Genomic DNA, 15,248 nt, shown 5'->3' with positions numbered 1-15,248 from the left:
GGCGTGCTTATCGGCGTTGCCATGTGTCGTCGATAAGCGCGATGGCTCCTGCATCTTCGAACTCGTGAAGCCAGCCCTCCATTGGCCACGTGCCCCATTTGAAGTGGAAGACGGCGGCGTTGCGGAGAATGTCGTCGAGGTGCTCCCACGGCGGCGAGGAAACGGGGTGCCACTGGTGGTAGGCGTGCGCGCCGCCGACCCAGATGAAGTCAATGCCGTGTTCGCGCAGGTTCCACGCGAAATCGGTGTCTTCGCCGCCGTAGCCGGAGAAAGCGGTGTCGAAGCCGCCGAAAAGCTCGTCGATGCGGCGCCACGTGTCAGCGGTCAGCGCGAAGGATAAAGACCAGAAGAGGTTGTAGTCATCGGCAGGGACGAGCTCGCCGGCTGGCGGGTTCGGCCGGGCTTCGTGCGGCTGGGGGTTGTCGGTGCGTAGCTCTCCCTCCGGCAGGTACGTCACCGGGCCGGCGAGGACGGCCTCGGACGCGTGGTCAAGTGCGTCGAGATATCGGTCCGCCAGCCCGGGGCCCGGGAGGCAGTCCGCGTCGAGGAAAATGAGCTGCTGGTGCCCGCGCGCGAGCGCTTCGGCCGCACCCGTGTTGCGGGCGAGGGCGAGATTGGGCTCCTCGAGCGGAACCACATGCGTATCGGGCAGTCGGGCGGCGAGCTCCTCGGCATCAGCAAGCGCGACGAGAATGTGCTCGATGCCATCAGGAATGAGGGACGCCTGGCGGGCGACATGATCGGCGCGCGCCGCGTTAGCCAATGTGATGATCGCGGTCATGAGGCCCCCAGGATGACATCGGCTGCTCGGCGCGCGGCCCCGTCGGTTTGCCAGCCGCGCTGGGGATCGTCCCAGAACGTGTCCATTTCAGCCGCTTGGTGCAGCAGCGCCGGCCACATGGCTGGCTCGGGGAAGGATTCGGGGACAAGCGCGAGGCCAGCGTCGCGGAGCACCGCGGCCGTGGCCTCCTGTTCGGCGAAGGGGCGGGGCTGCGGCAGGACAATCGCGGGTGCTCCGCAGGCGGCGACATCAGCCACGGAGTTCTGCCCGGCGGCGACCACGACGACCCCGGCGCTCTGCAGCATTTCGGTGAGCTTGGCATCATCGTCGACACGGCTGGCCCCGTCGAGAATGGTGAAATCCCAGTTCGGGCAGACGCGCTCGACCTCGTCCCACGAGTCGCGGTCCCAGGTGGAGCCGCCCGTGCCGGCCATGACGAGCACCGACCGCTCATCGCGGCCGCGATCGGCTAAGCCGCGCAGCCGGGAAATGCCCCCGACGGCATGCAGTCGGTCCGCGTGCGCCCCCAAATGCGCAGGCACGGGCACCCAATCCGGCCACGCTGCGACGATCGCGCTGGCTTGGGCGTAGCCGAGCTGGTGGGGAGCATCGTCGCGCACACCCGGCATGGCCACGGTGACCACGGGCACGCCGAGGAGCCGGGCAAAGACGGCGACCTCCACGGAGCAGTCGACGTAGAACACAGAGGGGTCGTTGGCCTCCACCCATGCGGCAATCTGCTGCATCCGGGAACGGTAGCCCTCATGGGTGGTCGGCGCGTAGTGAAGGGTTCCTCCGGCGGTAAGCGGGTCGGAGGTGGGGGCGCCGGCGTCGTCGAGAAGCACGACGTCTGCGCTGGGGTGCGTGGACAAAATCGTCGCGTCGGGTAAGTGGCGCGCGATTTCGCGGCAGCGCTGGATGTGACCGGAGCCGTGGTGGTGCGCATACAAGCCGATCATTTGACCATCACCTCGCGGTAAAGATCCACGTAGCGGCGGGCGGTCTGGGTGAGGCTGTGGTTCTCCACGACCCACGCACGGGCTGCGGCGCGGTCGACATGAAGGGCCTTGTGGATCGCGCCGGCGAGCGCAACGACATCATCGGGCGGGACGAGCACTGCCGGCGCGGTAGCCAAGAGCTCCCCCATGCCGCCGCGGTCGAAGGCGGCGACGGGCGTGCCGCACGACATCGCCTCGAATGCGACCAGCCCGAACGGCTCCTCCCAGCGCGGGGTGACCACGCACACCGCATGCTTGCCGACGAGCCGACGCAACTCCCCATGCGACAACTCCCCCAGCCAGCGGATCAGGTGGCCGTCCAAACGCGGGGCGATCTGCTCCTGGAAGTAGTCGTGGTCGCCCTTGCGGCCGGCGATCGTCAGCGGCAGGCCGAGGAGGCGGCACGCATCCATAGCCAAGTGCAGGCCCTTCTCGGGAACGATCCGGCCGAACCACACCGCACCAGGGCCGCCCGGGCCCGGTGCCCACTTGCGCGTGTTCACGCCGTTCGGGATGACTTCAATCGGGCCGTGGACGGCAGGCGGCATCTCCCAGCTCGCAGCAGTGGTCGCGCTGACGGCGGCGAACCGGCCTGCGGCCTCACCGGCTGCTTCGACAACCGCGAAGATTTCCGGCAGCTGTGGCGTATGCAGCGTGGTCACCATGGGCAGCGGGTCTGGCGACGCAGGCGAGGGGAACATGGCGGGGCTCAAGCTGTTGTTGTGCACAACGTCATACCCCTGCGCGACCAAGTGCTCACGTAGCGCGAGGAAGGCCTGCTCCTCCCGCTCGCGCCCACCTACCGGATAGCCGGTGTCGGTGGCCAGTTCCAGCGAGTCTCCCCAGTTCACACCCGGCAGTTCGTGGCTTTTGACGTTTCCGTCCGAGCCTTTCGCGGCGTAGAAGTCCACCCGGTGGCCTTCGTTGCGCAGCGCGGTGACCATGGTGTGGCAGAACGCCTCGAGGCCGCCGGCGAACGGCTCGCGAATCGGGTAACGGGCGGGGGCAACGAAGGCGATGCGGAGGTTTTGGCCGCGGGCAGGAGTGCACCCCTGGAGCAAGGTGATGGTCACGGGCGGACCTCCGCACTCTCTGCCAGGGCTGCACGGTACACCGCGGCGTAGGCCTGCTTGATGCCTTCCAGCTCAGCGTGGCGGTTCCCCTGGTACGGAATTTGGCCGCGCTCCAACAACTCTGCGGCGGCGCGGCCGGCGGCAGTGCCGTCACCTGCGGCATATTCAATGACCGTGTCAGCCGTATCTGCCTGCGAGGCATAGCAGCCGCAGTCCGGCACGGCCACGCTCACACCCAGGTCGCGGCACATCTCCAACCAACCCGAGTGGGTGCCGCGCACATACGGCAGAACGCATACCGCGTGGCTGGCCACCGCGGCATGCAATACAGCGTCCTCCATCGGCTCGTGCACGACCAGATTGAGGTCTGCCAGCTCACGGCGCAGGGTCTCGGTGGCCTCAACGTCATGGACGTAAACAGTCAGCGGCACCTGCTCCGCCAGCTCGCGGTAGAAGGCCGGCTCTGCCACGACATTGCCGCGCAGTGATTTCAAGAACACAGCCACCCCGAATGCCGACGGGTCGGGGTCCCGCGTTTCGGTGATGAGGGGGTGGGGGATGACGTGGACGTCGTCACGCGAATACCGCTGCGCGATGACATCGGTGGCGGCACTGGTGAGCGTGACCACCTGCGCCGCAGCGTCGATGAGCACAGCCAAGCTCTCGTGGTGGGCCGCCTGGTCCTCGAGGTGCGGATTGTCCAGATCATGCACAGTGAGCACGAGTGGCACCGGCAATGCTGCGACAAGTTCGCGCAGCTCATCGGGGCTGTAATGCTCGAAACCGAAGTGGATGTGCACGAGATCCATTTCCCGCGGCTGGTCCCAGTAGGACGCTGCGAGCGCGGGGTGGGGCCACCATTTGCCGTCAATATTCGGGTCCGGTGGAAAACGCACGCCTTCCGGCTGAATCGCCTGCGTGTAGACATGTTCAGCGGGGATCGACAGAACGTTCACACCCACCGCCTTTCCTCTTCCGGGGCACCCGACCAATATAAACGTTTCTGCAATTGTTGGCATGACTATATTCGGGGCCATGTTCTTGACCGTCGTGGGCAACTGCCAAGCCGAGTCCCTGCGCAAACTCCTGGCTAGCACCGGGCATTTCGAATCCGAGCGCATCCCTCCTGTACACGAGCTCACCCAAGCCGATATGGGGTGGTTCGGTGACATGCTCGCGCGCACGGATGTTCTGGTCACCCAACCGATCCGCGAGGACTACCGCGGCCTGCCCGTCGGCACCGCGCAGATGCTCGCCCAGCTGCCGCCCGGTGCCCGCCACGCGATCGTGCCGGTGCTGCGTTTCGACGCGCTCATGCCGTTCACCGCGATCATCCGCGACCCCGCCGACTCCTCGCTCAACCCGCCAGTCGTCCCCTACCATGACCTGCGGATCCTCTGCGCCGCTGCGCAAGGCTTGGACGCGCCCGTCACGCCGTCACTCGCGCCTGATGCTTATCGACGAGCACTTGCCATGTCCGTCAACCAAATCCGCACCCGCGAAGAACGCTTCGACTCGGTGAGGATTTCTGACTACCTGGAAACCCTTCCCGTTTGGCACATCATCAATCACCCCGACAATGAGACCTTGGCGGTCGTGGCATCCCGCATCCTGCAGACATTGGGGTTGTCCGGGTCCGTGACCATGCCTGAGTACGAAATGCTCGGCGAACTCGACGCACCGCTCGACCCCGGCGCGTGCGCTGCCCTCGGCGTATCGGTGCGCGGCCGGGACGCGTGGATGCACAGGGAAACGGGGGAGATTCCGTGGGAGGAGATCGTCGACAAGCAACTGGCTCACTACCGCGAGCGGCCCGCACTGGTCGCGCACGGGTTGGAGCGCCACGCGGAACGGATTGCGAACTTGGAGTTGATGCCCTGATGCCCACGCACCTCATTGTCGGGCCCGACTCGCACGGCGTGACCCGGTACGCGCTGGAGTTGGCAGCAGCTACCGATGCCCCTGTGCTGCGCGAATCCGAGTTCAGCGCGGTCGCCCTGCCGGATTCTGTCGATTCTGTGCACGTCGCCTTCACCGATCACCTCTTCGGCGACTCCCCCGCTGCAGCTGTCGACGCACTGCTCACCCGGGTCGGGTCGCGGCAGCTCAGCGTGAGCTTCCACGACATCCCCCAGCCCGAAGAAGGCGCTGACCGTTTCGCCCGCCGCGCCGCCGCCTACCAACGTTTGGCCGCTGACGCTAACGTCGCCGTAGTGAACTCGGAGCACGAGGCTGAATTCTTCCGTGACGCCGGTATCGACGTGGGTGTGATCCGCCTGCCGATCCCGCTGATCGACTCAGCGTTCGAGCCGGAACCGGGGACCGTGGGAATTCTCGGATTTCTGTACCCAGGCAAAGGGCACGAAGAGCTTATCCGCGCCCTACGCGGCACCGATTACCGTCTGCGTTTCCTGGGCTCCGTCTCTCCCGGCCACGAGGAGTGGGCGCGCGGGCTCGAGGCCCATGCGGAGATCACGGGTTGGCTTTCCGACGCTGACCTGGCCGCCGAAATGGGCCGCATCCAGATTCCCGTCTGCGCGCACCGGCACTTCTCCGCCTCCGGGTCGCTGATGACGTGGTTAGGAGCCGGCCGGCACGTCCTGGCCAACGATTCCGACTACACCCGCGAGATCGACGAGTGGCTGCCGGGACGCATTACCCGCGTGCAGCCCGATTCGTGGCGCTCTGCAATCGACGCCTACGCAGCCACCCCCTCACCGCAGATGACAGCCCCGGAGTACGGGTGGGCAGACGTCGCTACGCAATGGCGAAAGGCATGGGCATGATCAGCGTCATTATTCCCCACTACAACGACCCTGACAGCCTCGCGAAGGTGATTGCGGCCGTGCGCGCGCAGGAAGGCGTCGGCGAGGTCGAGATCATCGTCGCCGATGACGGCTCCGCGGTCGTGCCCGACATGCCCGGCGCGACGGTGGTGACGCAGGAGGATCTCGGTTTCCGCGCTGCCACGGCACGCAACCTCGGGGCGAGTACCGCGACGGGCGACGTGCTCGCCTTCCTCGACGCTGACACTGTGCCCGAGCCCGGTTATCTCGCTGCTGCGTGCCGGCATGTGGAGGAGGATTGGCGGGCGGTGGTCGTCGGCAAGCGACTCACGGGCGCCGCGCGCGAGGAACCCGCATGGCTGCGCGACGCCTGGCGCGACACCGACAACCTCTCGCGTGCCGACGACACCTCCTGGCGCTTCATCATCTCCTCCGTCCTGACCTGTTCGCGCCGGTTCTTCGACGCCATCGGCGGCTTCGACGGGACCTTCGTCGGCTACGGCGGTGAGGACTGGGAGTTCGGCTTCCGCGCGTGGAACGCCGGCGCGACCTTCGTCCGCGAGCCAGATGCTGTCGCGGTCCACGACGAGGAAGATTTCGGTGGGCGCTACAACAACCCCAACGAGGAAGCCCGCGTCAAGAACATCGAATCGGTGGCGCTGGCGCACCGCATCACGCACCCGCTCGCCCGGCCCGACGGGGTGCACTTCGAAAACGCCGACATCGGCGTGCGCGTGAGCCAGCACGAGCTATTGGAATCGCCAGGGGTGCTCGAGCAGGTCATCGCGTCGTGGTTGCGCGCGGACGCAATCGTGTACTGCGACCCCGCCCTTGACGTACCGGACCTATTCCGCCACGAGCCCCGCGTGAGGACCGCGCCGACGGGCCCGGAGAACCCTGCGGAACAGCACCGCATCAGCGTCGATCTTGCCGACCCGTGGGCTCTGTCCGATCCCGCAGCATTCCACCGGGCTACCCAGGACACGCGTGTTGGCACGGGGTGGAGGGTTGATGTGGCGGGGGTGCCGTCGATAAGCGTGCGTACTGCGCGGGCCCGTGCGCTGGCCAGCGAACCTCGCTCCATCGAGCGTCCCGTGGGAATTGAGTGGGTCGATGGTCCCGTTCGCCTCGAGCGATACTTCGCCGGCTGGTAGAAAATGGTTATGGACCTCAACACGCTTCTGGGCCTCGAGCGCCAAGGCTGGGACTCGCTATGCGAGCAGCGCGGCGGCACGTTCTACGGCGAACTCATGACCGATGACGCCGTCATGGTGCTGGTCAACGGCATGATCATGGACCAGCCCACCATCGCCGCGAGCATGAACGATGCGCCGCCGTGGGACAGCTACCAGATCACAGACCCGCAGCTCATCCCGCTAAACGACGGCGCCGCCACCCTCCTCTACAACGCCTCCGCCCGCCGCGGCTCTGACAACTTCGAAGCCCTCATGACCAGCACCTACGTGCTGGTAGACGGGCAGATCCGGATGAAGCTGTACCAGCAGACCACCGTCACGCACTAGATCAAGCGCTGACCTTGCCGGGCAGGGTGCGTGCGGGCGCGCGAGCGCAACCTCCCGAATCAGCCGAAGTTCTGCATCGTCCCCCATGCGCTCAATTGTGTCGTGCGCGGCGGTTTTGCGCTAGCCACGCAAAGGGCGGTAGGCCATTTTCGTGCTGTCCACACGTCAAGTAACTGGGTTCACTCCTGTAACACGTGACCTGGGGATTTACGCGGGCATTTTCAACGGCACGAAAATGCACTTTTCCTTATGCTTCATTTCGCTTATCGACGTCGCCAACGCCCCGAAAACGCACCAGCCCCACGCGGCTCACAGTCGACGTGGGGCGATTTCAGGCTCAGGAGGCGGCGACGAGCCCGCGCCTTTTCTAGAGCGTCTTCGGAGCTGGGATCTCCTCAGTCTCGCCGGTCTCCTCGTAGCGGGCGAGGATGTCGATGCGACGCTGGTGACGCTCCTCGACCTGGTGGTCCGGGGTGATGCCGACGAAAGCGTCGACAATCGCGAGCGTCTCCTCAAGAGAGTGCATGCGACCACCGATGCCGATCAGCTGGGCGTTGTTGTGCTCCCGTGCGAGCTGAGCGGTCTCAACCGACCAAGCCAGAGCGCAACGGGCACCTTTGACCTTGTTCGCGGCGATCTGCTCGCCGTTGCCTGAACCGCCGAGCACGATGCCCAGCGACGACGGATCGGCGACAGTCTTCTCCGCTGCGGCGATGCAGAACGCTGGGTAGTCGTCTGCAGCGTCGTACTCGTGTGCGCCGCAGTCGACGACCTCATGGCCGGCAGCCTTGAGGTGCTCGGCGATCTCGTTCTTGCGCTCGAATCCGGCGTGGTCTGCTCCAAGGTAAATACGCATGGTTCCCAGCGTAACCAAAAGCGACCGCGCCCGGCGCACCCCGCACGCCTTAGACCTGCGGCGCCTCGGTACGGGAGCGCTTGAGCTCGAAGAAGTAGGGGTACTCGGCCAGGCCCAGTGCGTGGTCGAAGAGCGCACCTGCTTCCTCGCCGGTGGGAACGCGGGTGATCACCGGGCCGAAGAAGGCAGTCTCACCGAGCTGGATGACCGGGGTGCCCACCTCATCACCGACAGCGTCCATCGCGCCCTGGTGGTAGCTGCGGAGCACATCGTCATAGGACGCTTCGTTCGCCACCGATGCGTAAGACTCATCCAGACCGACTTCCTCCAGCGCCTTCTTGATCACGTCGTCATACGCGCCGTAGCCCTTCTGGCCTCCCTGGCCGCCGGGGTGGATGAGGGTGCCCATGGCGGTGTACAGGTCGTCGATAAGCTCGGGGCGCTCCTGCTTGACCTTGGCGAACACGCGCGCCGGGCCCCAGTTGGCTTCCATCATGGCCATGTAGTCTTCGGGGAGGTCGCGGCCGTCGTTCAGCACGGACAGCGACATGGGGATCCAGTCGATCTCGATGTCGCGGGCTTTTTCAACTTCCTTGATCCAGCGGGAGGTCTGCCAGCAAAACGGGCAAGATGCGTCGAACCAGAACGTTACGTTTTCCATTATGACCCTTTCGTTGATGGAGGCTTGCACCCTCAACGGTACGTTGGTTTGCATGAAGACGAATTTGCTCAGGACCGATGCACACGCCCGCGCTGCACTGATCAGCGATATTCACTACGACGTGGCTCTCGACATCACCGGCGCGGACACATTCACCGCCCGCACCACGATCACATTCAACTCCGGCGAGGGCGAGACATTCTTCGACCTCCTTGCGGACAGCTTTGAGGCGACGCTCGACGGCACGCTTATCGACGATCGCACGCTGCAGCTTTCTACCGGACAGCACGAACTGACCGTCACGTCCACGCACTCCTACTCCCACACGGGCGAAGGCCTGCACAAGTTCACCGATCCGGCGGACGGCAAGGAGTACCTCTACACCCAGTTCGAGCCGGCGTACGCGCAGCTGGTGTTCGCCTGCTTCGACCAGCCGGACCTGAAGGCCACCTACGATATTTCGGTCACTGCGCCGAGCAAGTACGTGGTGGTGCTCAACGAGGAGACCTCCCGCGCCGAGAACAGCGATGGCACTGCTACGACGTCGACGAGCATCTCCTACCCGCTGTCGACCTACCTCATCGCGGTGTGCGCCGGCGAGTACGAGTCTGTCCACGACACCTACTCCGACGAGCAGAAGACGATCCCGCTGGGCCTGTACGCTCGCGCGTCGCTCATGGAGCACCTCGACGCCGACCGCCTGTTCCGTGAGACCAAGGAGGGCTTTGCGTACTTCCACGAGAACTTCGGCCGGCCGTACCCGTTTGGCAAGTACGACCAGATCTTCTGCCCCGAGTACAACATGGGCGCGATGGAGAACGTCGGTGCCGTGACGCTTCGCGACGAGTACGTGTTCACCTCCGAACCCGCTCCTTACCGCATCGAGCGCCGCAACGACACGATCCTGCACGAGATGGCGCACATGTGGTTCGGTGACTTGGTGACCATGAAGTGGTGGGATGACCTGTGGCTCAACGAGTCCTTCGCCACCTGGTCCGCCGCGATCGCACAGGCTGAGGCGACGGAGTTCACCAATGCGTGGGTGACGTTCGCCAGCGTCGAAAAGGCGTGGGCCTACGCGGCCGACCAGCTCCCGTCGACGCACCCCGTTGGTGCCGACGCCCCCGACATCGAGACCGCCGAGCAGAACTTCGACGGCATCACCTACGCCAAGGGCGCGTCCGTACTCAAGCAGCTGCAGGCCTACGTCGGCCGCGACGAGTTCTTCGCTGGGGTGCGCAAGCACTTCGACAACCACGCGTTCGGCAACGCCGAATTCGCTGACCTGCTCGGCGCGCTCGAGGAGACCTCCGGCCGCGACCTTTCGGACTGGTCGCAGCAGTGGTTGCGCACCACGGGCGTCTCGCGGCTCTACCCCGAGATCGCCGCGGATAGCTTCACGGTGGTCCAGGAGTCCGAGGTGCAGCGCACGCACCGCGTGGGCGTCGGCATTTATTCGCTTATCGACGGTGCGGTCCGCAGGACCCATCACGTCGAAATCGACATCACCGGCGAGCGCACCGAGGTCCCCGAGTTCGCCGGGGTGGCGCACGATCTCGCGCTGGTCAACGACGAGGACCTCACCTACTGCCTGATGGGTCTGACCGAGGAGCACATGGACTTCGTCCTCGAGCACCTCGGCCGCATCGAAGACCCGATGGCCCGCACACTGTGCTGGTCCGCCGTGTGGGAGGCAGTCCGCGACGGGCGGTTGCCGGCACGCGAGTTCGTGAAGCTCGTCGCCCGCTTCGGCGCGAACGAGGACCAGCCGGCAGTGCAGGAACGCATCGTCGCGCAGGCCACCACGGCCGTGAAGAACTACGTCGATCCGGACTGGCAGGCGCAGGGCTTCGACCTGCTCAACCACGCCTTCCGCGGTGCCCAGCCAGCGGCGATTTACGACCGTGCGTTGTCTCGGCTGCGCCTCGACAACGATTCGATTCGATACTTCCGCGAGCTCCTGGAGAACGAGACCAACCAGGAAGTGCGCTGGCTGGTTCTCACGGCTCTCATTGCCGCCGGCGAGCTCGACGCCGATGCTGCCGAGCAGGAGGAGGATCCCTCCTCCGAAGGTGAGGTGTCGAGGTTGCGGGCGCGGGCGGTCGTCGATAAGCGATGGGCGTGGGACGAAATCATCGCCGGCGAACGCTCGAACCTGGCGCTGCGCTTCCTCATGGATGGCCTGACGTTCAACGACCGCGGGCTTGAGGGCTTGACCGATGAGTACTTCCGCGTTGCGCCTGAGCTGTGGGAGCGGCTGTCAAACGAGATGGCGCAGCGGACGCTCGAGGGCATCTACCCGTTGTGGGATGTGTCGGAGGAGGCTGTCGCGAAGGCCGACGAGTTCCTCGCCGGCGACATCCCGGCAGGTCTGCGCCGCATCATCTCTGAGGGGCAGGACCGGGTAGCGCGCTCGCTGCGGAACCGGATCGTGGACGCTGCGGCAGCGGAGAGTGCAACGGGTGACGGCGCGTAGGGGCTCTCCCCCTACCCCTCGGGCCCCGTCCAGATATAGTTCGCACCGTTCCCGCTGCAACGAAATCTGACCTGGGGTTTTGATGCCCCTGGCGGTCGCGGGTGTCAACTATATCTTGGGGCCACCCGCGGAGGGTCGGATCTGCGCTAGATCTGCGCGATGGCCTGCTCGAGGTCGGCGATGAGGTCCTCGGTGTCCTCAATGCCGACGGAGATGCGCACCAGCTCCGGCGGGACCTCAAGCGCTGAGCCCGCGACGGAGACGTGGGTCATGGTGGCGGGGTGTTCGACGAGGGACTCGACGCCGCCGAGGGATTCGGCCAGGCAGAACAGCTTCGTCGAGCGGCAGAACGTCATGGCCTGCTCAGCGGTCTGGAACGCCACTGAGACCATGCCGCCGAAGCGGCGCATTTGCTTGACGGCGATGTCGTGCCCCGGGTGGTCTTCCAGGCCCGGGTAGTAGACGCGGGCGACCTTGTCCTGCTTGGACAAGTAGTCAGCGACAGCCTCTGCGTTGTCGCAGTGCTTGTCCATCCGTACTGCCAGGGTCTTCGCGCCGCGGGCGGTGAGGTAGGTGTCAAACGGCGAGGGGATCGCACCGATCCAGCCGAAGAAGAAGCGCAACTGCTCCTCCAGGTTGTTCAGCGCGTCGAAGCTACCTGCGGTGATCGCGGAAACGCCCTCGTGCCCTTCCACGGCGTTGCGGCCGACAACGACACCGCCGACCACGTCAGAGTGGCCGCCGATGTACTTCGTGGTCGAGTGCAGCACCACGTCCGCGCCGAGATCCAGCGGCTGTTGCAGGTACGGGGATGCAAAGGTGTTGTCAACGACGAGCGTGGCGTCACCCTTGACTGCCGAAAGCCCCTCGATATCAGCAATAGACAGCAGCGGGTTCGTCGGCGACTCAACCCACACCACCTTGGTGTTCGGCTGGATCGCAGCGGCGACCTCGTCGACGTTGGTGATGTCCACCGGGGTGTTCTCCACGCCCCACTGGGTGAAGATCTGCTGGATCAAGCGGTAGGTACCGCCGTAGGCATCGTTACCGATGACGATGTGGTCGCCAGGCTTGAGCAGGATGCGCAGCAGCGCGTCGACAGCGGCCATACCGGAACCGAAAGCCACGCCGTAGTCAGCTTTCTCCAGCGCCGCGACGGTCTTCTCCAGCGCGTCGATGGTCGGGTTGCCCACGCGGGTGTACTCGAAACCGTTGCGGGTCACTGCCAGATCGTCCTGCGCGAAGGTCGTGGACGCGTAGATCGGCGTGTTGATCGACCCGTACAGGGAGTCGGGCTCGTAACCGGCGTGGATGGAGTCGGTGGAGAAGCCGGGCATCGGCGGGGTCCTTTCGTCGATAAGCGGGGCGTCGATAAGCGTGCTCTGCCCCAGAGTAGACCAAGCGGTTCATTTGCTCTGATTCGCCCCCTGGTTAACATTCAATGCATGGATTCGCTTTATAGCGCACTCGGCGGCGAGGACTTCTTCCGTCGCCTCGTCAGCGGCTTCTATGCGCAGGTCAAGACCGATGACCTCATCGGCCCGATGTACCCGGACGATGACTGGGACGGTGCTGAGGACCGTCTTCGCTGGTTCCTCGCACAGTATTGGGGTGGGCCGCCGACGTTCAACGAGCAGCGCGGTGCTCCGATGCTGCGGCGGCGCCACTTCCCCTTCCGCATCGGCATGGCGGAGGCTGAGCGCTGGCTCGAGCTGATGAGCAACTCCCTCGACCAGTTCAGCGAGGATGAACTCAACCCTGCCCAGCGCGAGGCGTTGTGGAACCACATGCAGCGTGTGGCGTACATGATGATCAATCAGCCTGGTGAACATCCCGGTATGCGATAAATATTCAAAACGGCCAATGGGTTAGTTTTGCCCAACTACGATTACCCGTATGCCGTCTACGGTGACTCGCCCGTCCCAGACGCTGTTGAGCATCGTGCCGTCGCTGATCAGCGCTGGCCGCGCCGTCGCCCTCTGCGCCGCCGTCGACATCGCGGCGTTCGACTACAACGCGTCCCAAATGACGTCGCGGGCGCGGGGGTTGCCGATTCGTGTGGCATCCAAAAGCTTGCGCAGTGTCGCTGCTTTACGACGCGCACTCTCCCACGACGGGTACCGCGGCATCCTCGCCTACAGCGTGCCGGAGGCGATCAACCTGGCACGCGAGGGTTTCGACGACATCGTGGTGGCCTACCCGTCGGTGAACAAAGTCGCGCTAGCTGAGCTAGCTGCAGATGCGTCGCTGCGCGGGACGATCACCGTCATGGTCGATTGCGTAGCGCACCTCGACCTCATCCGTGCTGCCCCCTTCCTCAACGGTGTCGCCGCCGACGCCATGGCCGCCAACCGCTACCGTTCCCGCGCCCACGAGGTCTTCGCCACCCCACGTCGCGTGAAGTTCCACGAGATGGAGGTCGCCGTGCCGCTCGAAGCCGGCCCGGAGACAGTGCGCGAGATCCGCCGCGAACTGGACAAACGCGGCTGGATCATTCCCTTCCCGCTCGAACTGCGCTCCACAGCCGCCGACGACGTGGCCCTGTCCACCTCCACCGGGCGTGAATCGATGTACATCGCTTTCCACGTGCCCAAGGCGATGAACCCGCACGACTACTTCCCCCACCTCGAGCCGATCCTCAAGGCCGCCGACGGCCGGCCGCACTGGGGCAAGATGCACACCATGGGCCGGGAAGACTTCGCCAAGACCTACCCGCGTTTCGACGAGTTTTGCTCCCTCCGCGAGCAGATGGATCCGGACCGCACCTTCGGCTCGGAGCACCTCACCCGCTTGTTCGGGTAGTCGGCCCCAGCCAGTCTCGAGCTGGGTTCATATCGGACGGGGGACTGGTTCGCCTGCCATAGGTACACCCATCGCAGTTCGCCTTTGACGGTTCGCCTTTGACGGTTCGACGACGGGGAAAACTGCAGGTCGCGTCTAGAACCGCAGCATGAAAGTCGAACGACGAAAGGCGAACGGAGCTAGAACAGCAAGTTGAGCCCAGCCGAGTGGTACACGCTACCGAAGGGCGCATCCATTCGGATCCAGCGGCCAGCCGTAGAGATGCGCAAGTGCCGGGGAATCTCCGGCGGCGCCGAGGGACCAGGTATCAGGCCGAGGGATGTGCAGGTGAAGATCATGCGCATCGGGATCTCTACTGCGTCCGTCGGCGTCGAACTCTCGGCCGGTGTGGTGGGGGACTGCACCGTCAGAACGATCTGCTCCAGCAAGGACCGCGGCGGGCCCAGGGGACCGGAGAACTGGCGGGCTAGCCTGCGCCCCTGATCGGCGAGGTCGCGGACCACGGCGACGGGCACCATCTCGCGCTCGACGAAACCGGTCTTCGGCGGCAGAGCGCCGATCCAGTCGTGGTCGCGGGCGGGGCCGAGCTCGGATCGCCCCTCGGCAAGGGCTGCGTCCAAGTCGCGGGCCGACACGACCGCTCCGTCGCGCGAGACCGACCCCGTCACCCGGCGCGAAGCCACGCAATCGAACGGGGTGGTCACGAACACGTCGATCGGGGTGCTGCTGCCGGGGGCGGATGGGGCGTCGCTAAGCACGGCGAAACGCGCGGAAGCCTGCGCATCAAGATGAAGCGCGCGGGAGGTCAGGGCTTTCAGCCCCGCCGCTCCCGCGCTGACATGTAGTGCTTCCAGGGCGCTACTCCCCAGCCTTGGCGGTGAGGATGCCGCGCTCCTGCTGGGTGATCTCACGCGGGGACGCGGTAGACAGGTCAACGGCGACGAGCACGCAGGTCACAATGCCGCACACTCGACCCTGGCGGTCCTTGATTTCCTGGACCGTCTTGAAAGAGGTGTTGCCGATCTCAACGACAGTAGAGACCACCTCCACCTCGAGAGAGTCCGGCATGACGGGACGCAGGAAGTCGACCTCAGCGCGGCGGACGAAGACACCGAACTCCTGGCCGTTGTTCTCGAACTGCTCCTTGGTGAACCTGATGCGGGCCTCTTGAGCGATATCAAGGTAGGCGCAGTTGTTCAGGTGGCCGTAGCGGTCGAAGTCGTTCCAGCGCAGCGCGATGATGTGCGTGTTCGCCGGGTTGTTGTCTGCCATGTGGTTCCTTTCGAAGAGCA

General features: G+C 65.2%; 16 protein-coding genes. 7 read left to right on the top strand and 9 right to left on the bottom strand.

Annotation, left to right across the window (positions count from 1 at the left end; genetic code table 11):
- Positions 1-7: 7 nt before the first annotated feature.
- The 4 genes from HMPREF0291_RS05270 to HMPREF0291_RS05255 are packed head-to-tail and all read right to left on the bottom strand — an operon-like array spanning position 8 to position 3,808.
- Positions 8-781 carry a glycosyltransferase family 2 protein gene (locus HMPREF0291_RS05270; RefSeq protein WP_005289057.1) on the bottom strand — a complete coding sequence of 258 codons (774 nt, stop codon included), beginning with the start codon at positions 779-781 and terminating at the stop codon, positions 8-10.
- Complete coding sequence (locus HMPREF0291_RS05265) at positions 778-1,740, bottom strand: glycosyltransferase (RefSeq protein WP_005289052.1); 963 nt, start codon at positions 1,738-1,740, stop codon at positions 778-780. Before HMPREF0291_RS05265 ends, HMPREF0291_RS05270 begins: the two co-directional genes overlap by 4 nt.
- Positions 1,737-2,852, bottom strand: a complete 1,116-nt coding sequence (locus tag HMPREF0291_RS05260; RefSeq protein ID WP_005289049.1) for a glycosyltransferase — start codon at positions 2,850-2,852, stop codon at positions 1,737-1,739. The genes HMPREF0291_RS05265 and HMPREF0291_RS05260 overlap by 4 nt, the downstream gene beginning before the upstream one ends.
- Positions 2,849-3,808: a glycosyltransferase gene (locus HMPREF0291_RS05255; RefSeq protein WP_232210330.1), complete on the bottom strand. Its 960-nt coding sequence runs from the start codon at positions 3,806-3,808 to the stop codon at positions 2,849-2,851. The genes HMPREF0291_RS05260 and HMPREF0291_RS05255 overlap by 4 nt, the downstream gene beginning before the upstream one ends.
- Positions 3,809-3,869: 61 nt before the next feature.
- Between HMPREF0291_RS05255 and HMPREF0291_RS05250 the strand changes: the two genes are divergently transcribed.
- From HMPREF0291_RS05250 to HMPREF0291_RS05235, 4 genes are read left to right on the top strand one after another with little or no spacing between them, the layout of a single operon-like run.
- Positions 3,870-4,733, top strand: coding sequence for a WcbI family polysaccharide biosynthesis putative acetyltransferase (locus tag HMPREF0291_RS05250; protein ID WP_005289044.1), 864 nt, complete (start codon positions 3,870-3,872; stop codon positions 4,731-4,733).
- Positions 4,733-5,638, top strand: coding sequence for a glycosyltransferase family protein (locus tag HMPREF0291_RS11775; RefSeq protein WP_005289040.1), 906 nt, complete (start codon positions 4,733-4,735; stop codon positions 5,636-5,638). Before HMPREF0291_RS05250 ends, HMPREF0291_RS11775 begins: the two co-directional genes overlap by 1 nt.
- On the top strand, positions 5,635-6,792 hold the full coding sequence (locus tag HMPREF0291_RS11770) for a glycosyltransferase family 2 protein (protein ID WP_156774810.1): 1,158 nt from the start codon (positions 5,635-5,637) through the stop codon (positions 6,790-6,792). Before HMPREF0291_RS11775 ends, HMPREF0291_RS11770 begins: the two co-directional genes overlap by 4 nt.
- Before the next feature lie 9 nt (positions 6,793-6,801).
- Positions 6,802-7,161: a DUF4440 domain-containing protein gene (locus HMPREF0291_RS05235; protein WP_156774809.1), complete on the top strand. Its 360-nt coding sequence runs from the start codon at positions 6,802-6,804 to the stop codon at positions 7,159-7,161.
- A 367-nt stretch (positions 7,162-7,528) separates the two neighbouring features.
- On the opposite strand, the gene HMPREF0291_RS05230 is transcribed toward HMPREF0291_RS05235, so the two are convergent.
- Together HMPREF0291_RS05230 and HMPREF0291_RS05225 are read right to left on the bottom strand one after the other, a co-directional pair.
- Positions 7,529-8,017, bottom strand: a complete 489-nt coding sequence (locus HMPREF0291_RS05230; protein WP_005289032.1) for a ribose-5-phosphate isomerase — start codon at positions 8,015-8,017, stop codon at positions 7,529-7,531.
- A gap of 49 nt (positions 8,018-8,066) precedes the next feature.
- On the bottom strand, positions 8,067-8,681 hold the full coding sequence (locus HMPREF0291_RS05225) for a DsbA family protein (protein WP_040424246.1): 615 nt from the start codon (positions 8,679-8,681) through the stop codon (positions 8,067-8,069).
- A 49-nt stretch (positions 8,682-8,730) separates the two neighbouring features.
- Between HMPREF0291_RS05225 and pepN the strand changes: the two genes are divergently transcribed.
- Positions 8,731-11,154, top strand: a complete 2,424-nt coding sequence (gene pepN / locus HMPREF0291_RS05220; protein WP_005289025.1) for an aminopeptidase N — start codon at positions 8,731-8,733, stop codon at positions 11,152-11,154.
- A 146-nt stretch (positions 11,155-11,300) separates the two neighbouring features.
- On the opposite strand, the gene HMPREF0291_RS05215 is transcribed toward pepN, so the two are convergent.
- A complete protein-coding gene (locus HMPREF0291_RS05215) occupies positions 11,301-12,491 on the bottom strand; it encodes a cystathionine gamma-synthase (protein WP_005289022.1) in 1,191 nt (396 codons plus the stop codon).
- Positions 12,492-12,599: 108 nt separating this feature from the next.
- On the opposite strand from HMPREF0291_RS05215, the gene HMPREF0291_RS05210 reads away from it, so the two are divergent.
- Both HMPREF0291_RS05210 and HMPREF0291_RS11545 read left to right on the top strand, forming a co-directional pair.
- On the top strand, positions 12,600-13,001 hold the full coding sequence (locus HMPREF0291_RS05210) for a globin (protein WP_005289019.1): 402 nt from the start codon (positions 12,600-12,602) through the stop codon (positions 12,999-13,001).
- 49 nt (positions 13,002-13,050) lie between these two features.
- Positions 13,051-13,956, top strand: a complete 906-nt coding sequence (locus HMPREF0291_RS11545; protein ID WP_005289016.1) for a D-arabinono-1,4-lactone oxidase — start codon at positions 13,051-13,053, stop codon at positions 13,954-13,956.
- Between the two features lie 179 nt (positions 13,957-14,135).
- On the opposite strand, the gene HMPREF0291_RS05200 is transcribed toward HMPREF0291_RS11545, so the two are convergent.
- The gene (locus HMPREF0291_RS05200) at positions 14,136-14,867 is read right to left on the bottom strand and encodes a hypothetical protein (protein ID WP_232210329.1); all 732 of its coding nucleotides are present in this window, start codon (positions 14,865-14,867) and stop codon (positions 14,136-14,138) included.
- Positions 14,815-15,228 carry an acyl-CoA thioesterase gene (locus tag HMPREF0291_RS05195; protein ID WP_005289010.1) on the bottom strand — a complete coding sequence of 138 codons (414 nt, stop codon included), beginning with the start codon at positions 15,226-15,228 and terminating at the stop codon, positions 14,815-14,817. The genes HMPREF0291_RS05200 and HMPREF0291_RS05195 overlap by 53 nt, the downstream gene beginning before the upstream one ends.
- Between the last annotated feature and the right edge of the window lie 20 nt (positions 15,229-15,248).

It is taken from the genome of Corynebacterium genitalium ATCC 33030 (assembly GCF_000143825.1).
GTDB lineage: Bacteria > Actinomycetota > Actinomycetes > Mycobacteriales > Mycobacteriaceae > Corynebacterium > Corynebacterium genitalium.
The sequence above is the reverse complement of the archived record's forward strand: the minus strand, read 5'-3'. Positions and strand labels throughout refer to the sequence as shown.